This window comes from Paraburkholderia sp. J67 (assembly GCF_905220265.1).
Lineage (GTDB): Bacteria > Pseudomonadota > Gammaproteobacteria > Burkholderiales > Burkholderiaceae > Paraburkholderia.
The window spans coordinates 156945-179659 of sequence record NZ_CAJMZK010000002.1 but is presented as its reverse complement, the minus strand read 5'-3'; the positions used below and the strand labels follow the sequence as shown (position 1 = coordinate 179659).

23 protein-coding genes are annotated in these 22715 nt (G+C 65.1%); 10 read left to right on the top strand and 13 right to left on the bottom strand.

Annotated features, from left to right (window positions below; translation table 11 throughout):
* Positions 1-132 precede the first annotated feature (132 nt).
* Complete coding sequence (locus U5782_RS04815; RefSeq protein WP_322042687.1) at positions 133-960, top strand: EAL domain-containing protein; 828 nt, start codon at positions 133-135, stop codon at positions 958-960.
* Positions 961-1022: 62 nt separating this feature from the next.
* Here the strand turns inward: U5782_RS04815 and murB are convergent, their stop codons facing one another.
* Positions 1023-2078 carry a UDP-N-acetylmuramate dehydrogenase gene (gene murB / locus U5782_RS04810; protein ID WP_322042686.1) on the bottom strand — a complete coding sequence of 352 codons (1056 nt, stop codon included), beginning with the start codon at positions 2076-2078 and terminating at the stop codon, positions 1023-1025.
* 214 nt (positions 2079-2292) lie between these two features.
* Here murB and U5782_RS04805 point away from each other — a divergent pair, with 214 nt between their 5' ends.
* On the top strand, positions 2293-2778 hold the full coding sequence (locus tag U5782_RS04805) for a YajQ family cyclic di-GMP-binding protein (RefSeq protein ID WP_322042685.1): 486 nt from the start codon (positions 2293-2295) through the stop codon (positions 2776-2778).
* Between the two features lie 33 nt (positions 2779-2811).
* Here U5782_RS04805 and U5782_RS04800 read toward each other — a convergent pair whose 3' ends face one another.
* The 8 genes from U5782_RS04800 to queG form a co-directional block, all read right to left on the bottom strand.
* Positions 2812-3309 (bottom strand): SRPBCC family protein, encoded by a 498-nt coding sequence (locus tag U5782_RS04800; RefSeq protein ID WP_322042684.1) that lies wholly within the window; start codon positions 3307-3309, stop codon positions 2812-2814.
* A gap of 132 nt (positions 3310-3441) precedes the next feature.
* On the bottom strand, positions 3442-3936 hold the full coding sequence (locus tag U5782_RS04795; RefSeq protein ID WP_322042683.1) for a DUF2442 domain-containing protein: 495 nt from the start codon (positions 3934-3936) through the stop codon (positions 3442-3444).
* Positions 3937-4423: 487 nt separating this feature from the next.
* Positions 4424-6223, bottom strand: a complete 1800-nt coding sequence (locus U5782_RS04790; protein WP_322042682.1) for a methyl-accepting chemotaxis protein — start codon at positions 6221-6223, stop codon at positions 4424-4426.
* A 276-nt stretch (positions 6224-6499) separates the two neighbouring features.
* Positions 6500-7123, bottom strand: a complete 624-nt coding sequence (plsY, locus tag U5782_RS04785) for a glycerol-3-phosphate 1-O-acyltransferase PlsY (protein WP_322042681.1) — start codon at positions 7121-7123, stop codon at positions 6500-6502.
* A 185-nt stretch (positions 7124-7308) separates the two neighbouring features.
* Positions 7309-7800, bottom strand: a complete 492-nt coding sequence (gene ybaK, locus U5782_RS04780; RefSeq protein ID WP_322042680.1) for a Cys-tRNA(Pro) deacylase — start codon at positions 7798-7800, stop codon at positions 7309-7311.
* 61 nt (positions 7801-7861) lie between these two features.
* Positions 7862-8851 carry a site-specific tyrosine recombinase XerD gene (gene xerD / locus U5782_RS04775; protein ID WP_415914259.1) on the bottom strand — a complete coding sequence of 330 codons (990 nt, stop codon included), beginning with the start codon at positions 8849-8851 and terminating at the stop codon, positions 7862-7864.
* A gap of 88 nt (positions 8852-8939) precedes the next feature.
* Positions 8940-9413 (bottom strand): methylated-DNA--[protein]-cysteine S-methyltransferase, encoded by a 474-nt coding sequence (locus tag U5782_RS04770; protein ID WP_322043070.1) that lies wholly within the window; start codon positions 9411-9413, stop codon positions 8940-8942.
* Positions 9414-9598: 185 nt separating this feature from the next.
* Positions 9599-10825 carry a tRNA epoxyqueuosine(34) reductase QueG gene (gene queG, locus U5782_RS04765; RefSeq protein ID WP_322043069.1) on the bottom strand — a complete coding sequence of 409 codons (1227 nt, stop codon included), beginning with the start codon at positions 10823-10825 and terminating at the stop codon, positions 9599-9601.
* Between the two features lie 110 nt (positions 10826-10935).
* Between queG and tsaE the strand changes: the two genes are divergently transcribed.
* Both tsaE and U5782_RS04755 read left to right on the top strand, forming a co-directional pair.
* Positions 10936-11544 carry a tRNA (adenosine(37)-N6)-threonylcarbamoyltransferase complex ATPase subunit type 1 TsaE gene (tsaE, locus tag U5782_RS04760; protein ID WP_322042678.1) on the top strand — a complete coding sequence of 203 codons (609 nt, stop codon included), beginning with the start codon at positions 10936-10938 and terminating at the stop codon, positions 11542-11544.
* Positions 11526-13079, top strand: coding sequence for an N-acetylmuramoyl-L-alanine amidase (locus U5782_RS04755; RefSeq protein ID WP_322042677.1), 1554 nt, complete (start codon positions 11526-11528; stop codon positions 13077-13079). Before tsaE ends, U5782_RS04755 begins: the two co-directional genes overlap by 19 nt.
* A 90-nt stretch (positions 13080-13169) precedes the next feature.
* Here U5782_RS04755 and U5782_RS04750 read toward each other — a convergent pair whose 3' ends face one another.
* Positions 13170-14075, bottom strand: a complete 906-nt coding sequence (locus U5782_RS04750) for an EamA family transporter (RefSeq protein ID WP_322042676.1) — start codon at positions 14073-14075, stop codon at positions 13170-13172.
* A 197-nt stretch (positions 14076-14272) separates the two neighbouring features.
* Here U5782_RS04750 and U5782_RS04745 point away from each other — a divergent pair, with 197 nt between their 5' ends.
* Both U5782_RS04745 and trxA read left to right on the top strand, forming a co-directional pair.
* Positions 14273-15157, top strand: coding sequence for a pirin family protein (locus U5782_RS04745; RefSeq protein ID WP_322042675.1), 885 nt, complete (start codon positions 14273-14275; stop codon positions 15155-15157).
* A gap of 80 nt (positions 15158-15237) precedes the next feature.
* Positions 15238-16086, top strand: a complete 849-nt coding sequence (gene trxA, locus U5782_RS04740) for a thioredoxin (RefSeq protein WP_322042674.1) — start codon at positions 15238-15240, stop codon at positions 16084-16086.
* A 146-nt stretch (positions 16087-16232) separates the two neighbouring features.
* On the opposite strand, the gene U5782_RS04735 is transcribed toward trxA, so the two are convergent.
* Positions 16233-16382: a hypothetical protein gene (locus U5782_RS04735; RefSeq protein WP_322042673.1), complete on the bottom strand. Its 150-nt coding sequence runs from the start codon at positions 16380-16382 to the stop codon at positions 16233-16235.
* 115 nt (positions 16383-16497) lie between these two features.
* On the bottom strand, positions 16498-17724 hold the full coding sequence (locus tag U5782_RS04730) for a transposase (protein WP_322042672.1): 1227 nt from the start codon (positions 17722-17724) through the stop codon (positions 16498-16500).
* 79 nt (positions 17725-17803) lie between these two features.
* On the opposite strand from U5782_RS04730, the gene U5782_RS04725 reads away from it, so the two are divergent.
* On the top strand, positions 17804-17971 hold the full coding sequence (locus U5782_RS04725) for a hypothetical protein (RefSeq protein WP_322042671.1): 168 nt from the start codon (positions 17804-17806) through the stop codon (positions 17969-17971).
* Between the two features lie 123 nt (positions 17972-18094).
* Here U5782_RS04725 and tcdA read toward each other — a convergent pair whose 3' ends face one another.
* Complete coding sequence (tcdA, locus tag U5782_RS04720; protein WP_322042670.1) at positions 18095-18988, bottom strand: tRNA cyclic N6-threonylcarbamoyladenosine(37) synthase TcdA; 894 nt, start codon at positions 18986-18988, stop codon at positions 18095-18097.
* Between the two features lie 198 nt (positions 18989-19186).
* Here tcdA and pdxH point away from each other — a divergent pair, with 198 nt between their 5' ends.
* The 3 genes from pdxH to U5782_RS04705 all read left to right on the top strand — a co-directional run bounded on the left by pdxH (position 19187) and on the right by U5782_RS04705 (position 22626).
* Positions 19187-19834 (top strand): pyridoxamine 5'-phosphate oxidase, encoded by a 648-nt coding sequence (pdxH, locus tag U5782_RS04715; RefSeq protein WP_322042669.1) that lies wholly within the window; start codon positions 19187-19189, stop codon positions 19832-19834.
* A gap of 223 nt (positions 19835-20057) precedes the next feature.
* Positions 20058-21272, top strand: a complete 1215-nt coding sequence (locus U5782_RS04710; RefSeq protein WP_322042668.1) for a cyclopropane-fatty-acyl-phospholipid synthase family protein — start codon at positions 20058-20060, stop codon at positions 21270-21272.
* Between the two features lie 73 nt (positions 21273-21345).
* Positions 21346-22626: a DUF72 domain-containing protein gene (locus U5782_RS04705; protein WP_322042667.1), complete on the top strand. Its 1281-nt coding sequence runs from the start codon at positions 21346-21348 to the stop codon at positions 22624-22626.
* The last annotated feature ends 89 nt before the right edge of the window (positions 22627-22715 follow it).

The following is a 22715-nucleotide window of genomic DNA, read 5'->3' as shown; positions in this document are numbered from 1 at the left end:
GGATATCGTTATCACCAATCAGTGCATGCCAGAGCGTCCGGGGCTGCTACCATCAAGCCATGCGGCCCCGTAGCCGGGATTCGCCCTTTTCGCCCCTGATCCACGTCTTTCCTTCTTGCTCTCCAACGCGTCATGATCGCTCCGACCATTCCCGAGCTTATTGCCCGCTCTGCCAGCCATCCTTTCCTCGGCGAGCATCTGGCGATGGGGACGGGCGCGCATCAAGCCGAGGCCGTCGCGCACCGGCGCGGCGTGGAGTTGCTAAGCGCCTACGAGCCGATCTACGACATCAGCGTGCACGGCGGCGCACAGTCGCTCACGGCCGATCTCTCGTCGGCGGCGCGCTTTGGCGACGAACTCGGCTTCCAGGCTGTGACGCTGCGCGACGAGGACGGCAAGGCCACGCGTTTCGATCCTTTCTCCGATACGCTCGACGATCCGGAACTGGTCGCGCTCGATCGCTGCGTGCGGGCGCTGCACACGATCAATTTCCTCGGCTCGCAGCAACACGGGCTGCTGTTCCTGCGCGTGCATGAGCGCCTGCTCAAGAGTGTGAAATACGATCATGGGCGCCATTTCTCGAACGTGCTGGTGTCGTTCGGGCTCAATCCGGGCCGCGTGGTGATCGAACTGCCGGCGGCGGCGGTCGCGCATCGGACCTTCGTCGGCTATCTGACGAAAAGCTATCAGCGTTATGGATTCAAGGTGGCGGGCAATCTGCCCAATGCCGGGCAGATCCTTTCGGTGTCGGACATGGCGCGGCTCGATTTCGTGAAGATGGATGCCAGCTCGGCGCTGCGCGACTCGATGGTCAAGCCGCTGGTGAGCTATGCGGCGCGCCTGCGCATTCCACTGATTTTCAACCGCGTGATGGACACCGCGCAGTTCGAGCAATTGCAGCAGTACGATGTGCGCTTCGTGCAGGGGCCGGTGTTCGCCGCGCAGAACAGTGCGGCGTAGAAAGCAAAACGCCGCGCAAGTGAGCGCGGCGTTGTCTTGTCGATGAAACCTTGGCGTGCCATTTAGAGGCTGATGGGCTCCTGCTCCAGCTCCACGCCGAAGCGCGTCAACACATCGTGACGGATCGCCTGGGCCAGTTCGAGGATGTCGGTGCCGCACGCGCCGCCACGATTCACGAGCACGAGCGCCTGACGCTCATGCACGGCCGCCGAGCGTAGCGCACGCCCCTTCCAGCCGCACTGATCGATCAACCAGCCCGCCGCGAGTTTCACCCGGCCATCGGCCTGTGCATACGAGACCACCTGCGGCTCGCGCAGAACGAGGGCATCGAACTGCTCGGCTTCGATCACCGGATTCTTGAAGAAGCTGCCCGCATTGCCGAGCACGAGCGGATCGGGCAGTTTGGCGCGGCGCACAGCCACGACGGCATCGAAAACATCGCGTGCATGGCGTGCCTCGGCGAGACCGCGCTGTGCAAGTTCGCGCGCGAGGTCGGCATAGCCCGCGTTGGCGCGCCAGGTTTTCGGCAAACGGAAGGTCACCGAAGCAATCACGAAGCGATCGCGCCCTTCGCGCTTGAAAAAGCTGTCGCGATAGCCAAAGCCGCAGTCGGCGGCATCGAATTCATACGGCGTGCCGGTTTCGAGCTCGATCGCCCGCACGCGCGCACAACGCTCGGCCATCTCCAGCCCGTAAGCGCCGATGTTCTGGATCGGCGCCGCACCCACGGTGCCCGGAATCAGCGCGAGGTTTTCGAGACCCGGCATGCCCGCTTCGAGCGTCCAGGCCACGAAATCGTGCCAGTTCTCGCCGGCGGCGGCTTCCACGTACCAGGCTTCGTCGTCTTCGTGCACGACGCGCTTGCCCGCCAGCGCGATCAGCAGCACGAGGCCGTCGAAGTCGCGCGTGAGCACAACGTTGCTACCGCCACCCAGCACCAGCGTGCGCAGCCCGGCGGCACGCGGGTCGCGCAGCGCATTCGTCAGATCTTCTTCGCGTTCGATGCGGCAGGCCGCACGCGCACGCACGTCGAAACCGAAGGTGTTATGCGCGCGTAGCGGATAGCCAGCGGTGAACCAGACGGGGGACGCAACGGTGGGCGCAAGGGAGGCGGACATCGGGAAAAATCGGGGCGGATGCGACAGAAAAAGGGCGGATACCGGACTGAATACCGCGAAACGCGGCACGCACCGGGCAGCCTTGGGCAAACACGGCCGCACCGGTAAAATGGCGCGGTCCGTGATTATAGCGAGTGCGCGGCCTGTCTCAGTAACAGCGGTTCGACGCCGCAGCTGTGACTTCTTGCGTCATTCGCACCTTTGGGAGAAAGCAATGCCATCGTTTGACGTCGTCAGCGAAGCCAACATGATCGAAGTGAAGAACGCGATCGAGCAATCCAACAAGGAGATCTCCACGCGCTTCGACTTCAAGGGTTCGGATGCGCGCGTCGAGCAAAAGGAACGCGAGTTGACCGCGTTCGCCGACGACGATTTCAAGCTCGACCAGGTCAAGGACGTCTTGATCTCGAAAATGGCCAAGCGCAATGTGGATGTGCGCTTCCTCGACTACGGCAAGGTCGAGAAGATCGGCGGCGACAAGGTCAAGCAGCTCATCACCGTGAAGAAGGGCGTCTCGGGCGACCTCGCCAAGAAGATCGTGCGGCTCGTGAAGGACAGCAAGATCAAGGTCCAGGCGAGCATTCAGGGCGACGCCGTGCGCGTGACGGGCACCAAGCGCGACGATCTGCAAAGCGTGATCGCCATGCTGCGCAAGGACGTGACCGACACGCCGCTCGACTTCAACAACTTCCGCGACTGAGCGTTCGCGACTACACGTTCGTTGCGACCGGGCCTACGCGCCCGTCGCGACGAGCGGCATCAACACCTCGCCCGTCTCCAGCAGGGTCTTCAGATTCGACAGGATGCGCGGCCAACCGGCCGACACGGCCTCGATGAACTTCGAGCCCGGGCGCCCCATCCGATGCGTGACCGTGAGCTTCGCGGCCTGCTCGTCCGCCTCGATTTCCAGCGTGCACTGCGAATCGCCCTCTTCGGTCAACTCTGGGCGAAAGATGTTGCGCCAGCGGATCACGAGCCGATGCGGCTTGTCCGCCTCCACAATCTCGCCCGCGTCGGCCACCCGGCCATCGGCAAAATGCAGCGACCACGACGCGCCCGCGCGCCACTCGCTTTCCTGATGCATGCCGTACCAGTAGCGTTCGGTGAACGCGCGGTTCGTGAGCGCCGTCCAGAGTTCGTCCGGCGTCGTGCGGATGTAGGTCACGTAGACGAATACCGACTCGCCTGAATCAGTTGCCTCGCCTGCGTGGGCCGCTGTGTGACTAGTCATGGCTGTCTCCTTGCGCTTCGAACTAGCGCCTCAGATTGACGAGTGCTTTCACGCACGCTCGAACTGACCAAACCGCCCGCTGTAAAAATATCGTGACCAGGATCACGGTTCAAGCGCCGCGGCGACCCTTCATCATGCGGCTTCGACGGCAGATTTGACGATTCCCATACCGCCAGGCTCGTTCGCTGTCGCGTCATCCGTTTGCGCGAGCGCTGCCGCGATCACTTTACGCGGCCGGCCGCCTTTACGTCCGTTCGCCCGGGACGCAGCGGCCTTGGCCGGCGACTTCGCCGATCCCATGCCACGCGCGAGGTCGCCCATCCAGAGCCGGGTCCCGTACACGCCCTTGAGCAGCCCCGGCGCCCAGACCAATTCGTCGAGACGCGGAAAGTAGAGCGAATGGCCCGCGCCCCAGATCTCGATCTTCGACAATTGCGCGGCCGTAGGCCACTTCTCCATCAAGTGGAAGTCCTGGATGAGCGTGACCGGCACCGCAATGTCTACACCGTGCGCAAACGAGATTTCGAGCTTGCCGCGCGTGCGGTTATAGCGCGCGGCGACGACGACCGGAATTTCCGCGCCCGCCCTTCCGGCGGCGTCGTATTCCTCGCGGGTGAGGTGGACCATGTCTGCGATCTCCTTGCTTCGATACTTTGCCAATCCAGGCACAGGCGGCTGACTTCGGGCCCTAGCGCCCTCATGAAGCGCGTCACCACGTGGTGCGCGAGTTCAGAGCGATCACGCAATACCGGCGGCCCGCCCGGGCAATTGAGGTTAAACACACACGCGCCTTGCGAAGTCACGACATGAACATGCGCGGGGCGATGATCAGCCGGATAAATGATCACTCGGGCGCCGAGTACGCGAAACAGTGTGGGCATGGCGTCGACAATAACCTAACGTTGGGTTTCTGGGGCGTCGCACCGGGCCGCTTCAGCCGCATTTCCTTGCGCTGGAACAAGGCCGATGACGAACGCGATCGAAACACAGCATAAGCACGCACACCTGCGTTGAAACCTCAGCCAGACGATGTAGGCGAACGCCGACAGCAGACGAAAAAAAACGGCGCCGCAGCGCCGTTCTTTCGGGTTGAAAGCCGCCCTCGATCACGCCCTCAATCGAGCTTGAACTGCCCCACCGCATCGGCGAGATTCGCTGCCTGGCTGCGCAGCGCCGCCGCCGCCGCTGTCGATTGCTCGACCAGCGCCGCGTTCTGCTGAACCATTTCGTCGAGTTGGCTCACCGCGCGGTTCACCTCCTGAATCCCACGCGTCTGTTCGCCGGTCGCGTTCGTGACTTCGGAAATGATGGTCGTCACGTTCGAGACATTCGCCACGATCTCGTCCATCGTTTCGCCAGCGCGGCGCACGAGTTGCGAGCCCGAGTTCACGCTCGCCACCGTCGATTCGATCAGCGCCTTGATCTCGCGCGCCGCCTGCGCGCTGCGCTGCGCGAGGCTGCGCACCTCGCCCGCCACCACCGCGAAGCCGCGGCCCTGCTCGCCCGCGCGCGCCGCTTCCACCGCCGCGTTGAGCGCGAGGATGTTGGTCTGGAACGCGATGCCGTCGATCACGCCGATGATGTCGGCGATCTTCACCGACGCCTGTTCGATCGCGCCCATCGTGTCGACCACGTCGTTGATCACCGCTCCGCCGCGCGAGGCCACCGTCGAGGCCGAGTTGGCCGTCACGTCCGCCTGCTGCGCCGCGTTGGCCGACTGCGCGACCGTCGCCGTGATTTCCTCCATCGAGGCGGCCGTTTCTTCGAGGCTCGCCGCCGCCGATTCGGTGCGGCCCGAGAGGTCGACGTTGCCCGCGGCAATTTCGTCGCTCGCGGTGCGCACCGACTGGCTCGCGTCGCGGATATGGCGCATCACGTCGCGCAGCTTGTCCATGAAGGCGTTGAACGAGCGCGCGATCTGCGCGACTTCGTCGTTGCCCGTGACCGGCAGGCGCTGCGTGAGATCGCCTTCGCCTGCGCTGATCGCGTCCATCGCGTCGCGCACGCTCGAGAGGCGCTTGAACGACACCGCCGTGACCGCGCCCACCACCAGCGCCGCGATCACCGCGATCACCACCAGCGAGATCAGCGACACCGTCAGCAGCGAGCGCATGCCCGCCAGCGCATCGGCGCGGTCATAAGCGACGATCACGCGCCAGTCGGTGCCGGGGATCGCCTGCGCGCGCATCAGATAGGCTTCGCCGTTCACGTCGATGTGCAGCGGCCGGGCCGCCGCGAACAGCGTCGCGAGCTTGTCGCCCGCCAGATCCGGCGCGACGTCGGTAACGGGCTTGAGCGTGAGCTTGGCGTCGTCGTGCGCGACGATCCCGCCCGCGCTATCCACCAGCATGCCGAAGCTCGCCGGCGTCGGATGGATCGAGCGCACGTTGGCGATCACGCTGTCCATCGCCACATCGCCGGAAATCACGCCCTTGACCTGGCCATCGCGGACCACGGGCGTGGCGAACGCCACCACCAGCTTGCCGGTGCCCACGTCGACGTAAGGCGGCGTCACCACGCCCTTGCCCGCCGCGACGGCCTGCTTGTACCAGGGGCGGCCAGTCGGATCGTAGTCGGGCGGGATGCCGGTCGCGTCCGAGAATTTCGCGGTCTTGTCGGCGTAGCCCACGTAGACGTTGGTGAAGCCGCCCGCCGCTGCGACCTGCTTGAGCATCGGCACGGGATCGGGTTGCAGCACGGCGTCCTGGAGCGATTCGACCATCTGCGCATGGTTCGTGACCCAGTCGCCGATGCCTTCGGCATGACTGTTCTCGACCGCGACGAGCGTGGCGTCGATCGAATCCTTGTTGTGCGAGTTCGCAACGAAATAGTCGAGCGCGGTATTGGCCGCAAGCGCCACGACGACGATGACGACGCATAGCGCGACGATACGTGCGCGGATGGTGGAGAACATGGTGGGGAAACGCCGTGTGGAAGTGTTTGAATCGGACTGCTGTACCGTAAAACTGACTTTTGACGTGGGGGACGACAGTCTCGTTTACGGCGTCCTGCACGGGCGACTTGAGTAGGGTTTATCGGGGTATGAACGCGACGATCGAGCGTACAAGTACGCTGCGCATGAATTCGCAAGCCAATCGAAAGAGAATGAAAAACGGCCCGCACGAATGGCGGGCCGCGAAGGGGATTCAGTCCAGCAGACCAACGCGCACCAAGGCGCTGAGGGCCTCGCTTATTTGCTTGCCGCAGCGGCCTTCTTCTTGTCGCCGATACGGCTTTCGGTGCCGTTCATCAGCTTCGAGATATTGCCGCGATGGCGCCAGAACAGCAGCACGCTCAGCGCGAGGATCGCCAGCGCCATGACGTGGGGGCCGAACATGAACACGTCGAACAGCGGCGCGAACACGGCAGCGGCAAGTGCCGCCAGCGACGAGTAGCGCGTGAAGAACGCGACGATCAGCCAGGTCAGCAGCGTCAAGCCACCGAGCACCGGGTTCACGGCGAGCAACACGCCCGCGGCGGTCGCTACACCCTTGCCGCCCTGGAAGCGGAAGAAAATGGGGTACAGGTGACCGAGAAACACGGCGATGGCCGCCAGCGCCACGGCGGTTTCGCCCAGACCGAAGCGCGGCCCGAAGTACGCGGCCAGCCAGACGGCGAGCCAGCCCTTGAAGGCGTCGCCGATCAGCGTGAGGATCGCGGCTTTCTTGTTGCCGCTGCGCAGCACGTTGGTCGCGCCCGGATTGCCGGAGCCGTAGGAGCGAGGATCGTCGAGGCCCATGACGGCGCTCACGATCACGGCAAACGAAACCGAGCCGATCAGATAGGCAGCGACGGCGACTAACAGGTTGTACATGCACGAAACCCGAAGGAAGAGGAACGAAGCGCGCGGCGCAAGGGCGTGGTGTCAGCGCTTGCGTGCGCGAAGGCGCGCCCATTCTACCGAAGCGCGCACGCCCTTTCGTCCACAATCCCGGCTATTGCGGGCAAAACCAGGGAAATCAGGGAAAGCAGGGACCGAACCCGGCGCGCCACCCAGGCTCAGTCGACACTCGCGCACTGCACCGGCTTCGCGTTCAGCAGCGTGGTGAGCACCGCGGGCGCGAGACTCACCAGATAGCCGCGCTTGCCGCCATTGAGCCAGATCTGCTCGAGTTCGAGGATGGTCGATTCGACATAGACCGGCATGGTCTTCTTCGTGCCGAACGGCGAGGTGCCGCCCACCAGATAACCCGAATGACGATTCGCGACCTCGGGCTTGCAAGGCTCGACGCGCTTGGCGCCGATCTGCCGCGCAAGGTTCTTGGTGGACACCTTGCGGTCGCCATGCATTAGGACGATCAGCGGTTTGGCGTGCTCATCCTCCATCACGAGCGTCTTGACGACGCGGTGCTCGTCCACGCCAAGCTGACGCGCGGACTCTTCCGTGCCGCCGTGCTCGACATACTCGTAGGGATGCTCGCCGAACGCGACGCCCGCGCGGCGCAGCATCTGCGTGGCGGGCGTTTCGGAGACGTGTTTCGATTTGCTCATGGCGCGCATTTTAATGCGCAACGCGCGCGGCCATGCCCGCCGCGTGCATCGGCAACGTCGATCAACCGCGCGGATGATGCTGCGCGTGCAGCAGACGCAGGCGTTCGCGCGCGACGTGCGTGTAGATCTGCGTCGTCGAAATGTCGCTGTGGCCGAGCAGCAATTGCACCACGCGCAGGTCCGCGCCGTGATTGAGCAGGTGCGTGGCGAACGCGTGACGCAGCGTGTGCGGCGAGAGCGGCGCATGCACGCCTGCCTGCAACGCGTGACGCTTGATGAGGTGCCAGAACTGCTGGCGCGTCATGCCTTCGGCGCGTGCGGTGACGAACAACGCGTCGCTCGCGCGCGGGCCAAGCAGCGCGGGCCGCGACTCGCTCAGATAGCGCGTGATCCACGCCGACGCTTCTTCGCCGAACGGAATCAGGCGCTCCTTCGAGCCCTTGCCGAGCACGCGCACGACGCCCTCGTTCAGCCCCACCTCGACCGTCTTGAGCGTGACGAGTTCGGTCACGCGCAGGCCGCTCGCGTACATCAATTCGAGCATCGTGCGGTCGCGCAGACCGAGTGGCGTAGTCACGTCGGGCGCGCCGAGCAGCGCCTCGACCTGTGCTTCGGTGAGCGTCGTGGGAAAGCGCGGCGCCTGTTTGGCCGAACGGATGCGCACGGTCGGGTCGGCGCTCACGCGTTGCTCACGCAACGCCCAGCCGTAGTAGCGACGGAACACCGAAAGACGGCGGTTCGCCGAGGTCGATTTATCGTCCTTGCGACGTGCGCTGTAGTCGTTCAGGTCCTTCTCGCTGACCACGTCGAGGCCGTGTTCACGCGCACGCGCAAGCCATTCGGCGAACAGGCGCAGATCGCGCCGATAGGCATCCAGCGTATTGCGCGACAGACCGTGTTCGAGCCACATGGCGTCGCAGAACGTGTCGATGGCGAGCTGGCTCGCGGCCAGCGCCTGAGTGGCGGCAGGCGTGAGCGCGGCATCATCGGCTTCCTGGTCGGCCCCGGTATCGAAACCGTCGTCGTGTTCGTCCGCGAATGCGTCGTCCATCGCCTCGTCTTCCGCGTTTTCTTCGTGCATCTCGTGCTGATCGTTCATGTCGTTCAAGTCTTGCGCCGCTGCTTGCGTGCCCGCGTGCTCATCGGATCGTGACGCCTTCGTGCGCGAGCAGCCAGCGCTTCACGTCGCGGAAAAAGCCGTCGCCGCCATGATGCGCGAAGCCGCCGATGCCGCTCGCCGAAACGACGCGATGGCACGGAACCACGATCGGAAAGTAATTCGAGCCGCACGCCTGCCCCACCGCGCGCGCGTTGATGCTGCCGATGCGCTTCGCCAGTTCGCCGTAGGTGAGCACGCCGCCCACCCCGATCGCACAGATGCCGTCCCACACGCGGCGCTGAAAGTCCGTGCCGATCGGCGCGAGCGGCAGGTCGAACGGCGCGGCCGCATCGCCCAGATAGCGCTCGATCTGCGCGGCGGCACGCTCGGCCAGTTCAGAATTGGGCGCGAAGCCCGGCGTCGAGCCCGGCAGATAGACGATATCGCGCACGCCGTCCTCAGCCGTGACGATGCCGACCTTGCCGAACGGCGCATCGATCACCGCATTGAACACGCGCGGCGCGATCTTGCGCACCGCTTGCCGGCTCAGCGCGCGCTCGGGCGGTTTGGCAGGCAGATGCGCGGCTTCGCGCATCGCTGCGTCTTCCGCGTCGTCCCACAGTGAATACGATGCCGACTCGCCCATCATCGCCGCTCTCCTTGAATTGCTGCCTTGCCTTGCGGCCAGCAGTGCTGGAATCAGGCCGCTTCCAGCGCCCATTGCACATGTTCCCGCACGATCGCCGACTCGTCGAGCGCACGCGCGCGCAGCGCCGCCACGATGGCTTCGCGCTGGCCGGAGCCATCGTCGGCGCCCGTTGCGCGCAGCGCATTGCCCATCGCCACGGCGATATTGCGCGACCAGCTCTCGTAACCGATGCGCCGGATCGCGCTGCCCTGCATACGCTCGTCGAACTGCGCCGCGCTCCAGCCGAACAGGTCGACCAGACTAGCGCGATCGAGCCCATGACGCACGTCGAAATCGGCCACAGGCGCAGCCTGCGCAAACTTGTTCCACGGACACACCAGTTGGCAGTCGTCGCAGCCATAAACGCGATTGCCGATCGGTTCGCGCATTTCCAGCGGAATGCTGCCTTTGAGCTCGATCGTCAGATACGAAATGCAGCGCCGCGCATCGACGCGATACGGCCCGGTGATCGCGCCCGTCGGGCAGGCGTCGATGCAGCGCGTGCAACTGCCGCAATGTGCGCCGGGCGTCTCGGGCGCGACTGGATTAGCTGAGGCGGGATCGTCCGCATCGGTCGGCAGCGGGATATCGACGTAGATTTCGCCGAGGAAAAAGAGCGAGCCCGCATCGCGCTGCAACAGCAGCGTATGCTTGCCGCGCCAGCCGATGCCGGCCTTCTGCGCGAGTTCCACTTCGAGCACGGGCGCGGAGTCGGTGAAGACGCGAAAACCGAAGGCGCCGATTTCCGCTTCGATGCGCTCGGCAAGCTGCTGCAGGCGCGCGCGCATGACCTTGTGATAGTCGCGTCCGCGCGCATAGATCGACACGACGCCCGCGTAAGGGTCGGCGAGGCGCGCGTGCTCGCGGCGACGCCAGTCTTGCGAAGCACTTTCGGCGTGCTTTCCCGGTGCATTCGCGCTCGCCTCGCCTGCGAGCGTGGCGGCCGGCAGATAGGCCATGCGGGCGGTAATCACACGTCGCGTACCGGCCACAAGCTCGGCGGGCCGCGCGCGTTTCATCCCATGTTTGGCCATATAATCCATCTCGCCGTGGCAGCCCGCTTCGAGCCATGCGGCGAGTCCCGCCTCGGCATGGGACAGGTCGGTGTCGCTGATACCGATCGCACCGAACCCCAGCTCCCGCCCCCATGCGCGGATGCGCGTCGCGAGCGCGGCCAGCGCCGCTTCGTCGAGCGCAGCAACCGGCTCCTGCGTGGCCGCACCAGCGTGCGACGCCATGTCTGGCGCTTCGTTCGCCACGTTCGATGGATTCGATACGATCGCCGCGTTCGACGTGCGCGCCTCGTTCGAGGGGGAAAGCAAGGGTTTCATCACGCCATTTTACGAGAATGCCCGACACGTCCGATCCACTCGATTCGCCCGGCCACGATCACGCGAGCTTGCCCGCTGCTCCCGTTCTGCTCGAACGCCGCTTCGAGCTCGCGGACGAGGCCGCCACCGATGCGTTCGGCGCACGCTTTGCGCACGCGCTCGACGCGCTGCGCACGCAAGACGCCAGCGCGCCTGCGTTCGCCGGCCTGCATGTGCAGTTGCTCGGCGACCTGGGCGCGGGCAAGACCTCGCTCGTGCGCGCCGCGCTGCGCGCGCTCGGCCACACGGGCCGTGTGCGCAGCCCCACCTATACGCTCGTCGAGCCTTACACGGTCGCGCGCCCGACGCCGAACCCGACAGGCACGGGCGATGCGGATGGGGAACTCCAGCTTTATCACTTCGATCTGTATCGTTTCAGCGACCCGGCCGAATGGGCCGACGCCGGCTTTCGCGAATATTTCGCGCAAGGGGCGGTCTGTCTCGTCGAATGGCCGCAACGCGCGGGCGGCCTGCTCGGCGTGCCGGACCTCGTGTTCCAGATCGAACCCGGTGAGCATGGCGAAGGCCGCGTGCTCACCGCGTACGCCTACAGCGCATCAGGAAAGGCATGTCTAGAAAGATGTTAATCAAACCGTTCCGCTCGATCGAGTCGGCCGCCACCGCCACGCACAACTGGCGGCGCCGGCAGATCCTGAAGGCGGGCGCGTCCTCGCTGGTGCTCGGTCTCGCCGCGGCGGCGCCGCGCCTCGCGTGGGCGAGTTCGGTGATGGGCGTGCGGGTCTGGCCGGCGCGCGATTACACGCGCGTCACCATCGAATCCGATCAGCCGCTCACGACCACGCAGACGCTGCTGCAAAACCCCGATCGCCTCGTCGTCGATCTGAGCGGGATCGACCTCGACGACGCGCTGAAGAACCTCGTCTCCAAGATCACGCCGAACGATCCGCAGATTCAGGCCGTGCGCGTCGGTCAATATCAGCCACATGTCGTGCGCATGGTGTTCGACCTCAAGGGGACGGTCAAACCGCAGGTGTTTACGCTGCAGCCGGTCGGCTCGTACAAGTACCGGCTCGTGTTCGACCTCTACCCCGCCGTCGCGCCCGATCCGCTCATGGACCTGCTCGCGCAGACCGAGCGCAAGCAGCAACAGCTCGACGCGCATCAGGCCATGCGTGACAGCGCGCCGCCGACGCCCTCCACGCTCGCCGGCCCCAACACGCCGCCGGCGCACGACAACAGCGAAGCCTTTTTCAATCGCTACGCGCAGAACGACGGCGCGCCCTCGCCTGCTTTGAGGCCCACGCCGTCGGTGCCGCCAGTGCCGCCCGTCATCGCGCGACCGAAGCCTGCGCCCAAGCCGCCTGTCGTCGCCCAGAACAACGACGACGATGGCGGCAAGGACGACGACAACTACGGCTTCACCGCGCCGAAGTCGGGCAAGGGCGGCACCACGCGTCTCTTGACCGTGGCGATCGACCCGGGCCATGGCGGCGAGGACCCGGGCGCGATCGGCAGCGGCGGCACGTATGAGAAGCACGTTGCGCTCGACATCGCCAAGAAGCTGCGCGCGAAGATCGACGCGCAGCCCAACATGCGCGCGATGATGACGCGCGACGCCGACTTCTTCGTGCCGCTCAACGTGCGCGTGCAGAAGGCGCGCCGCGTGGGCGCGGACCTGTTCGTGTCGATTCACGCCGACGCCTTCACGACGCCCGCCGCGCGCGGCTCGTCGGTGTTCGCTTTGTCGGAACACGGCGCATCGAGCGCGGCCGCGCGCTGGATGGCGAACAAGGAAAATTCGTCGGACCAGATCGGCGGCATCAGCGTGCAGACCGCCGACGCCGCCGTGAACCGCGCGCTCTTCGACATGTCCACCACGGCACAGATTCGCGATTCGCTGCGCTATGGCGGCTTCGTGCTCAACGAAGTCGGCGAGATCAACAAGCTGCATAAGGGCTCGGTCGAACAGGCGGGCTTCGCGGTGCTCAAGGCGCCCGACATTCCGTCGATCCTCGTGGAGACCGCTTTCATCAGCAATCCCGAGGAAGAGTCGAAGCTCAACGACGACGCCTATCGCGACAAGATGGCCAACGCCATCCTCAAGGGCATCAAGCGCTATTTCGCGGCCAATCCGCCGCTGGCGAAGAACCGTATGACGTAAGCGCGCGCCAGTCGCCTACGCAAAAAAACGCCGCGCATCCTCACGGATGCGCGGCGTTTTTCATGGTGGCATGCGTGACAGGCGTCAGCGTTAAGTGCGCGCCGCCGCGAGCCGTTGCGTCACCCAGCCGCCGAACACGTTCACGACAAGGCCCGCCATCACGAGCGCGGCGCCGCCCACCTGCGCGGCAGTGAGACGCTCGCCGAGCAGCAGCGCCGCCGAGGCCAGACCGACGATCGGCACGAGCAGCGAAAACGGCGCCACCTGGCTAGCCGGATACTTCGAAAGCAGGCGGCTCCAGAGGCTGTAGCCGAGAATCGTCGCGATGAACGCGAGATAGACGATGGCGCCGATCGACGGCATGCCAATGCCCGTGAGCGCGGTTTCGATGCGCTGCGGCCCTTCAATCACGTACGAGAGCGCGAAGAACGGCAGAGGCGGAATCACGCTCGCCCACACCACGAGGCCGACCAGATCGATCTTGCCCACTTTCTTCGTGACGATATTGCCGAGCGCCCACATGCAGGCCGCGCAGAGCGTGAGCACGAAACCCGCGATGGTCATGACCTGCGCGCTCGCCCCACCCACGCCCGTCGATTGCAGGCCGATCAGCGCGAGACCGCCCGCCGCGATCAGGAGGCCGATCACGTTCTGCGCGCGAAAACGCTCGCCAAGGAACACCGCCGCGAACACCAGCGTGAAAAACGCCTGCGCCTGCAGCACGACCGAGGCGAGACCCGCGGGCATGCCCACGTACATGGCCGTGAAAAGAAACGCGAACTGGCCGAACGAAATGGTCGCGCTGTAAGCGAGCAGCCAGCGCCACGGCAGCTTGGGGCGCTTGACGAACAGCACGGCGGGAAACGCCGCCAGCGTGAAACGCAGCGCGCCGAGCAGCAACGGCGGCACGCCGTGCAGGCCCACCTTGATCACGACGAAATTCACACCCCACGCGAGCACCACGACCAGCGCGAGCAACAGGTCCTTCGGCGACATTCCGGCTCCGGTTATTGTTCTGTCGAATCTGTAAGTTTAGCGGTTGCGCCGCTGCCGCGCCGGGCGCGACCCTTGCCGGCGCTTATCTGCCCTCATCTGCGCTTAGCCGCAATCTGACAGAGCGAGCGTTAGAATGAGCGCCTGTCCGCGCGCCAGCGCCCCACTTTCGTACCGTCCGGTTCATCAAGGAAGCGTCCATGTCCTCATCGATCAAAGCGGTCCTCAAGCCTCATCAGCGCGATATCGGCAATCTCTACGTGCGCCGCGTGCTGCCGGCGATGGCCGCGCGCCTCGTCGGCCCGTTCATCTTCTTCGATCACATGGGCCCGGCCACGCTTGCGCCCGGCGCGGGCGTGGACGTGCGCCCGCATCCGCATATCGGCCTTGCGACCGTGACCTATCTGTTCGACGGCGCGCTGATGCATCGCGACTCGCTCGGCTCGGAGCAAAAGATCCTGCCCGGCGACGTCAACTGGATGACGGCAGGACGCGGCATCGTCCATTCCGAGCGCACGCCTGACGAAAACCGCGCCACCGGCCTGACGATGCACGGCATCCAGACCTGGATCGCGCTGCCGCTCGAACACGAGGACACCGATCCCTCGTTCTTCCACCACGAAGCCGCCACGCTGCCGAAGGTCGAGCGCAACGGCGTCTCGCTGTGCGTGATCGCGGGCACGGCGTTCGGTGCGACGGCGCCCGTCAAGACCTTCTCCGGCACGCTCTATGTGGCCGCCGATTTCGCGCCCGGCAGTGCCTTTGCGCTCGACTCGGAGCATGAGGAACGCGGCGTCTATCTCGTCGAGGGCGACCTCGCGATCGACGGCACGCCGCTCGAACAGCACACGATGGCCGTGCTGGTGCCCAGCGAAACCGTCACGCTTTCGAGCACGAACGGCGCCCGTGTGATGCTGCTCGGCGGCGAAAAGCTCGAAGGCGAGCGCTTCATCGAATGGAACTTCGTGGCCAGCTCCCGCGAGAAGATCGAAGCCGCAAAGGGCGCGTGGACGCGCCAGGAAATGGGGCACGTCCCGGGCGAGACGGAATGGATTCCGTTGCCCGAGAAAAAGCCAGCGCACTGAGTCGCGCGCCGAGCCAGCATTGAAGCCCGGCGCTTCGCCCCCAACTTCTCGCAACACGGAATTTCCCCAAAGAGGACGCAATGGATACCACTCTGGCCACATTTGAAAAGGACGTGATCGAGGCGTCGGCGCTCGCGCCCGTGCTGGTCGACTTCTGGGCGCCGTGGTGCGGCCCGTGCAAGACGCTCGGCCCGATGCTCGAAAAGCTCGAAGCCGAATACGCGGGCAAATGGAAGCTCGTGAAAGTGAACGTTGATGAGAATCAAGAGCTGGCCGCACACTTCCAGGTGCGCAGCATTCCGCACGTCGTCGCCTTCGCGGATCGCCAGGCCGTGGACCAGTTCATCGGCGTGCTGCCCGAGAGCCAACTGCGCGAGTTTCTCGACCGCCTGATTCCTGATTCGGCTCAGGCCGCGCGCCAGGCCGCCCAGGAAGCGCTCGCCGAAGGTCGCCGCGAGGACGCCTACGAAGCTCTGCAAGCCGCGCTCGCTTACGACCCCGGTTTCGACGACGCGCGTATGGACCTGATCGAGCTACTGCTCGCCGACAACCGCGCCGACGAGGCGCAAAAGGAAGTCGAGCTGCTCTCGCCCAAGACCACGCAGGGTATCGACGCGCGCTTCAATGCGCTCAAGACGCGTCTGGATGCGCTGGACGCCGCCGCCGACCTGCCGCCGACCGACGCGCTGGAAGCCCAGGTCGCCGCCCATCCCGACGATCTCGAAGCGCGCTTCGATCTGGCGAGCGCGCTGATCGCGCGGCGCAAGTACGCGGGGGCGCTTGAACACCTGCTGGAAATCGTGAAGCGCGACCGCACGTTCCGCGACGATATCGGCCGTAAGACCATGCTGTCGGTGTTCGATCTGGCCGCGCATCAGCCGCCACTGGTGAGCGAATGGCGGCGCAAGCTGAGTGCGGTGTTGAACTGAACCTGGCTGAGTTGCTAAAAAGCCCGCGATTTTCGCGGGCTTTTTTTCTGGACGTACCGGAAGGTGCCAGCGATCGGGTCTAGCCGAGGCGGGTCTTGCGGCTGTGCCTCAGACTGCCGGCATAAGCGGCCGATTGCACCGCGTGATTAGCAGCGGCTGGGCGTCCCTTGAACTGCGTGCGTTGCCACATACCGCCGGAACACATGCGAGAGCGCCTGCACGATGCAAAAGGTGATGGCGGCCATGATCAGCACACCGTAGTTCTGCGGAAAGCTCTGAACAAGATTCGACATCATGTCGTCAATATGGGTTCAGCGCGGTATCTGATACTACATCGACCGCTAACGCATTCCGCTTTTCGCGCAGAAGCGCCAGGCATCAAACGCTCTACGAGTTGACATCCTCCCCGCCCTAATTGACGGGAATTCCTACGGGTGCTCGCGCACCTTCGGCAGGTTCCTGCTTCGCCGGGCGGCCCGACTGCGCCATCCCTCCACAAGCAATCACGGCATGTCCTGCCGCTAAAACATTGAGCGCGCCGACATGATCGGCGTTCGCCTCGTGTCCGCATTCGACGCACCTGAACAGCGCTTGCGTCTTGCGATTGTCCCTCGATACATTGCCGCAACATGGGCAAGTACGGCTCGTGTTGCGTGGATCAACGGCGACGAAAAAGCCGCCGCGCCATGCCGTCTTGTATTCGAGTTGGCGACGGAATTCGCCCCAACCCTGGTCGAGAATCGCCTTATTAAGTCCGGACTTCGCGTGGACATTGCGCCCAGGTACGCTTGCCGTGCCTTTCGCCGACTTCGACATGTTGCTGATTTTCAGGTCTTCGACCGCGATCATTGCGTGGCTTTTGCTGATTGCGTTCGATGCCTTGTGGAGAAAATCAGCGCGAGCGTCCGCGATACGCGCATGGATGCGCTGAATGCAGGACTTCGCTTTCTTCCAGTTGCTGCTGCCTTTGACCTTGCGGGCCATCCGGCGCTGATACTTCGCGAGTCGCTGTTCGTGCTTGCGGAACGACGCGAGCGGCGCGATGAAACTGCCGTCACTCATGGTTGCGAACCGGGCTACGCCCACGTCGATGCCAACGGCAGGACCATGCGGTACGGGTTGCTCGACCTCTCGGCGCGTGAGAATCGACACGTACCACTTGCCTGCGCGCAGTGACACGGTAGTCGAACGGACTTCGCCCAGCACGTCGCGGCTCTTACGGTAGCGCAGCCATCCCAGCTTCGGGACTTTGATGCGCCCGTTTCCGGAGTCGACCGTGATCTGATTTTTGTCGGGGAACCGGAACCTGTCACCCAAACCCTTGCGCTTGAATCGAGGGAAGTCCGCACGCATGGCGAAGAAGTTTTTGAATGCAGCGTCGAGATGCTTTAGTGCGTGCTGCTGTGTATGCACCGGGCCATCCTTCAGCCACGGAGTATCGGCGTCATTGCGCCACTCTGTCAGGCGCTTCGCCATGCCAACGTAGCTGACAAACTTCTCACCGGCAGCGTGATTCTCTTTCTGGAACGCCAGCGCCTTGTTATAGACGAAACGGCACGCGCCCGCGAACTGGCTCATCTTGCGCGCCTGCTCGCCGGTCGGCATGAGTTCGAACTTGAAGGCTTGAAGGCGTTCCATAATTGAGATATTGTGCCTCACAAACCATACTCATCACAAACAGTTTTTGTGCCTCAATTAGTGGGTATACGATCCTGGCATGGACAAGAAACCGAAACACCCTGGCGGTCGCCCGCCAAAGCCAGAGGGTGAGCGCCTTGTGTTGCGCTCGATTCGCCTGACGCCCGCTCAATGGGAAAAGATCGACCTGTACGGACGAGACTGGCTCAGAGCGCTGATAGACCGCGCCAAGCCGCCGAAGCCGTAGAAGGACGCTTTCAGCGTCCGCGCTATCATTCCTCCCCGTGAACGGGGAGGAATGACGCGCATTCCGATCAAACCTCGCGCACGGCGCGCGATCGTTAGTATCGATACGCGCGCCGCACCCGCCTCAGCGCGTATTAGCCTGATGCGCCAACGTCCGCAGCACATACGCAGCCGCGGCAAAACCAAAACTCGCGGTCACACACACGCTGGAGCCAAAGCCCGCGCAATTCAGGCCCACCGGCCCGTGATGGCCGGGCGAGGTCGTGACGTGTTCGGCTTCGCTATCGACGTCGCACACGGCGGCTTCCGGATAGATCAGCGGTTCGTCCGAATACACCGCGCTCACCTTGAAGCGCGCCTTCGGGCCGCGCGGAAAACCATGGTGCTTGCGCAGTTGCCCGCGCACCTTGGAGAGCAGCGGGTCCTGGATCGTGAGCGCGAGGTCGTCGATACGAATGCGCGTGGGGTCGAGCTGGCCGCCCGCGCCGCCCACGGTGATGAGCGGCACGCGATGCTCGACGCACCACGCGATCAGCGCAGTCTTGGTGCGCACGCTGTCGATCGCGTCCACCACGTAGTCGAAGCCGCCGCCCAGCAGCGCGTCGAAGTTCGACGGCTCGACGAAGTCCTCCACGAGCCGCACGTCGCAGGCCGGGTCGATGAGCTTGATGCGCTCGGCCATCGCTTCGACCTTGGGCTTGCCGTAGTTGCCGTCGAGCGCGTGGATCTGCCGATTGGTGTTGCTCTCGGCGACGTTGTCGAGGTCGATCAGCGTGAGCGTGCCGATCGCGCTGCGCGCGAGCGCCTCGGCGACCCACGACCCCACTCCGCCGATGCCGATCACGGCCACATGCGCGCGCTCGAACGCGTCGAGCGCGGGTGCGCCGTAAAGTCGCGCCACACCGCCGAAGCGGCGGGCCCGGTCGGCAACATCGGCCGCGCCGGGCGCGGTAAGATCGGCGGAATCGGCCGCGGGTGGGAACGAAGCGGTCGAAGCGGAAAGCGGTGTACTGGACATGGCGGTAGCGAATCGAAAGCGGACCGATCGCGTACTGTCACGGCCCAGGCAAGACCCGTATTTTGCCTGATCGCGCCCAATCGAGCTCGACCCGACCCGGCTGGCCTCTTTTCGCCTCTGGTCGCGCGCCGGGCCGCTCGCAGTATCCGGCCCCGCATTCTGGTTATACTTGTCCGCATTGAAGCGTCTGCATAAAAAATGACTTCCCTCGCCGATCTCCGCAAGAACTACTCGCTCGGCTCGCTCGACGCCGCCGATGTCGACGCCGATCCGATCCGCCAGTTCCAGACCTGGCTCGCGCAGGCGCTCGACGCGCAGCTGCCCGAGCCCAACGCCATGACCGTCGCCACCGTCGATGCCGAAGGCCGTCCGGCTGCGCGCATCCTGCTGATCAAGGGTGTGGACGAGCGCGGCTTCGTGTTCTTCACCAACTACGACAGCCGCAAAGGTCACGAACTGACGGCCAATCCGCACGCCGCGCTGCTGTTTCACTGGATCGAACTGGAGCGCCAGGTGCGTATCGAAGGTCGCGTCGAGAAGACCAGCGATGCGGAAAGCGATGCCTACTTTCAATCGCGCCCGCTCGGCTCGCGCATCGGCGCGTGGGCGTCGGAGCAAAGCGCGGTGATCGAGAGCCGCGCGCAGCTCGAAGCACGCGAGCGCGAAATCAGCGCACAGTATGGCGAGGCGCCGCCGCGGCCGCCGCATTGGGGCGGCTACCGTCTCGTGCCGAGCGCCATCGAATTCTGGCAAGGCCGTCCGTCGCGACTGCACGACCGCATCCGCTACACGCGCGACAGCGCACAGGCGGGCTCCGCGTGGCGCATCGAACGGCTCGCGCCCTGAACGGCGCGGCAGCGGCGCGTGCAGGCTAACGCGCGCCGCTGCGTTTCAGGCTTTATCCTCAGCCAGTCAGCCGTACCTGCCTTACCCGCATCACCCGATTCATGCGCGCCGCCCGCCTTTCCCGGCACGGCGGCGCCGCGCCAGTCAGTTTTGCCTCGTAGCACGCATCGCAATTCGCTTTGTCTTTCGGCGGGAGCCGTTCAATCGACACGGAGAGAAACGCATGTTCTGGGAGAAGAAACTCGCACAGTGGGTCGAAGACGTGCGCAACAAAGCCAACCTGCCCGCGCGGCTCGTGCTCTGGAGCGGCCAGCAGTACGACTTCGGCCACTTCGCCGCGCCGCAGGTCACGCTCAAGGTCAATAGCGCCTCGGCGCTGCCGCTCCTGCTCGAACCGAGCCTCGACAATCTCGGCGAGGCCTACGTGAAGGGCAAGATCGACATCGAGGGCAAGGTCGCCGACATCATCAACATCGGCTACTCGCTCGCGCGCAGCACCGTCACGAGCGCCAGCAAGCTCGCCCGCGTGCGCCGCTACTTCACGCACTCGAAAAACACCGACCGCAAAGCCATCCAGTATCACTACGACGTCTCGAACGAGTTCTACAAGCTGTGGCTCGACGAGAACATGGTCTATTCGTGTGCGTACTTCGAGAACGGCGACGAGGATCTCGCAACCGCCCAGATCAAGAAGATCGACCACATCCTCACCAAGATCCAGCTCCAGGAAGGCCAGACGCTGCTCGATATCGGCTGCGGCTGGGGGGCGCTCGTGCTGCGCGCGGCGCAGAAGTTCGGCGCGCGTTGCGTGGGCGTGACGCTCTCGCAGAACCAGTTCGATCTCGCCACGCAACGCGTGAAGGCCGCGGGGCTGGAAGACCGCATCGAGATCCGCCTGCAGGATTATCGCGACGTCCAGGGCCAGTTCGACCGCATCACGAGCGTGGGCATGTTCGAGCATGTCGGGCGCAAGAATCTGCCCGGCTACTTCAAGAAAGTCAGCGAACTGCTCGCCGATGACGGCATCGCCATGAACCACGGCATCACGTCGTCGGACGCCGATTCGGGCGAAACCGCGCTGGGCGGCGGCGAGTTCATCGACCGCTACGTGTTCCCCGACGGCGAGCTGCCGCACATCAGCCTCGCGCTGGAAGCGGCGCAGCGTGGCGGGCTGGAAGCGGTTGACGTGGAGAGCCTGCGCCGTCACTATGCGCACACGCTCGACCTCTGGGCCGATAACTTCGAGGCCCGCGCCGAGGAAGCGAAAAAGCTCGTCGATGACGAGAAGTTCCGCATCTGGCGCGTTTATCTGGCGGGCTGCGCCTACGCCTTCGAGCACGACGACGTCTCGATCTACCAGATCGTCTGCCGCAAGGCCGGGCGTAATGCGTCGACGCTGCCGTGGTCGCGCCGTTACATGTACGAGAAGCCGCTCTGACGCGCCTCTGGCGAGTGAGGCGGGCGGCTTCGTGATTCTTCCGACCGCCCTCGCCCGCCACCACGACACCTGCATGAACGAACGCGACGACGGACTATTCGGGGCACTGGACAACGACTCAAGCGCATCGGCGCCGCCAGCCAGACGCGGCGCGCCCCGCACTGCGGGGCGCCGCACTTCATCCGCCGAGCGCGCCGCTGAAGCCCAAGCGCAGACCGATCTGTTCGGCTTCGTGCCGCCGCAGCCTTCCCCCGAGCGTCCAAAGCGTGCCGCGTCTGACGACACCACCGCGCAAAGCGAGCTGGCGAAACCGCCCAAGGCAACCGACTCCCCCGCCCCGAAACGCCGCGCGCGTGGCGTGCTGCCCGCCGAACCCACACAAGACGTGCTCGACCTCGCCGCCGATCTGCCTGCGAGCGTGCGCCTCGGCACCTCATCGTGGTCGTTTCCGGGCTGGCGCGGCATCGTCTACGGCGAGGATTACAGCAATTCCAAGCTCGCCCGCGACGGCCTCACGGCCTATGGCGCGCATCCACTGCTGCGCTCGGTGAGCATCGACCGCTCGTTCTACGCGCCGCTTACCGTGACCGACTATCTGCGTTACGCGCAGCAGGTGCCGGACCACTTCCGCTTCATCGTGAAAGCGCCCGCGCTCATCACCGATGCCAGCGTGCGCGGCGATCGCGGCGAGCCGGTCTCGGCCAACCCGTGCTTCCTGAACCCCGAACTGGCCGCGCGTGATTTCGTCGAGCCGTGCCTCGCGGGCCTCGGCGCGAAAGCAGGCGCGCTCGTGTTCCAGTTTCCGCCGCTGCCGGATCAACTGCTGGCCGACCCGACGGTGTTCGTCGAGCGGCTTTCGGCCTTCCTCGCCGCGTTGCCGCCCCTGCCCGCGCCACCGCAAAATGCCGCGCCCGGCGACGCGACCTGCTACGCGGTCGAGATCCGCGACGGCATCCTGCTCACGCCGCGTTTCGTGCGCGCGCTGCGCGCGGCGGGCGTGCGCTATTGCGTCGGGCTGCACGCGCGCATGCCCGACCCGCTGCGTCAGGCGGCGGCGCTCGCGCTGATGGACGGCGAGGCGCCCGCCGGGCCGCTGATCGTGCGCTGGAGCCTGCATAGCGGCTTCAAGTACGAGCAGGCCAAGGCGCGCTACGAGCCGTTCGACAAACTCGTCGACGAAGACCCGCACACGCGCGACGCACTCGCCGAACTCGCCGCCCGCTATGCGATCGCGGGCCAGCCCGTGCTCATTACGACCAACAACAAGGCGGAAGGATCGGCGCCGCTCACCTGCCAGAAGCTCGCGCAGGCGATTGCCGAGGAAGTGTCGCGCCTGCGCTCGGAAGCGGCCTGACCCACGCCGCAAAGAAAAGCGGGCGTGGTTCGATGTGTCGAACCACGCCCGCCGTTTGCGATCAGCCGAACCGACTAGCGGCTATCGAC

Excerpts from the sequence above, each read along its gene's own strand:
- U5782_RS04815 (WP_322042687.1), top strand. The coding sequence starts at position 133 with ATGATCGCTCCGACCATTCCCGAGCTTATTGCCCGCTCTGCCAGCCAT.
- murB (WP_322042686.1), bottom strand. The coding sequence starts at position 2,078 with ATGTCCGCCTCCCTTGCGCCCACCGTTGCGTCCCCCGTCTGGTTCACC.
- U5782_RS04805 (WP_322042685.1), top strand. The coding sequence starts at position 2,293 with ATGCCATCGTTTGACGTCGTCAGCGAAGCCAACATGATCGAAGTGAAG.
- U5782_RS04800 (WP_322042684.1), bottom strand. The coding sequence starts at position 3,309 with ATGACTAGTCACACAGCGGCCCACGCAGGCGAGGCAACTGATTCAGGC.
- U5782_RS04795 (WP_322042683.1), bottom strand. The coding sequence starts at position 3,936 with ATGGTCCACCTCACCCGCGAGGAATACGACGCCGCCGGAAGGGCGGGC.
- U5782_RS04790 (WP_322042682.1), bottom strand. The coding sequence starts at position 6,223 with ATGTTCTCCACCATCCGCGCACGTATCGTCGCGCTATGCGTCGTCATC.
- plsY (WP_322042681.1), bottom strand. The coding sequence starts at position 7,123 with ATGTACAACCTGTTAGTCGCCGTCGCTGCCTATCTGATCGGCTCGGTT.
- ybaK (WP_322042680.1), bottom strand. The coding sequence starts at position 7,800 with ATGAGCAAATCGAAACACGTCTCCGAAACGCCCGCCACGCAGATGCTG.
- xerD (WP_415914259.1), bottom strand. The coding sequence starts at position 8,851 with ATGGACGACGCATTCGCGGACGAACACGACGACGGTTTCGATACCGGG.
- queG (WP_322043069.1), bottom strand. The coding sequence starts at position 10,825 with ATGGCGTCGCACGCTGGTGCGGCCACGCAGGAGCCGGTTGCTGCGCTC.
- tsaE (WP_322042678.1), top strand. The coding sequence starts at position 10,936 with ATGCCCGACACGTCCGATCCACTCGATTCGCCCGGCCACGATCACGCG.
- U5782_RS04755 (WP_322042677.1), top strand. The coding sequence starts at position 11,526 with ATGTCTAGAAAGATGTTAATCAAACCGTTCCGCTCGATCGAGTCGGCC.
- U5782_RS04750 (WP_322042676.1), bottom strand. The coding sequence starts at position 14,075 with ATGTCGCCGAAGGACCTGTTGCTCGCGCTGGTCGTGGTGCTCGCGTGG.
- U5782_RS04745 (WP_322042675.1), top strand. The coding sequence starts at position 14,273 with ATGTCCTCATCGATCAAAGCGGTCCTCAAGCCTCATCAGCGCGATATC.
- trxA (WP_322042674.1), top strand. The coding sequence starts at position 15,238 with ATGGATACCACTCTGGCCACATTTGAAAAGGACGTGATCGAGGCGTCG.
- U5782_RS04735 (WP_322042673.1), bottom strand. The coding sequence starts at position 16,382 with ATGATGTCGAATCTTGTTCAGAGCTTTCCGCAGAACTACGGTGTGCTG.
- U5782_RS04730 (WP_322042672.1), bottom strand. The coding sequence starts at position 17,724 with ATGGAACGCCTTCAAGCCTTCAAGTTCGAACTCATGCCGACCGGCGAG.
- U5782_RS04725 (WP_322042671.1), top strand. The coding sequence starts at position 17,804 with ATGGACAAGAAACCGAAACACCCTGGCGGTCGCCCGCCAAAGCCAGAG.
- tcdA (WP_322042670.1), bottom strand. The coding sequence starts at position 18,988 with ATGTCCAGTACACCGCTTTCCGCTTCGACCGCTTCGTTCCCACCCGCG.
- pdxH (WP_322042669.1), top strand. The coding sequence starts at position 19,187 with ATGACTTCCCTCGCCGATCTCCGCAAGAACTACTCGCTCGGCTCGCTC.
- U5782_RS04710 (WP_322042668.1), top strand. The coding sequence starts at position 20,058 with ATGTTCTGGGAGAAGAAACTCGCACAGTGGGTCGAAGACGTGCGCAAC.
- U5782_RS04705 (WP_322042667.1), top strand. The coding sequence starts at position 21,346 with ATGAACGAACGCGACGACGGACTATTCGGGGCACTGGACAACGACTCA.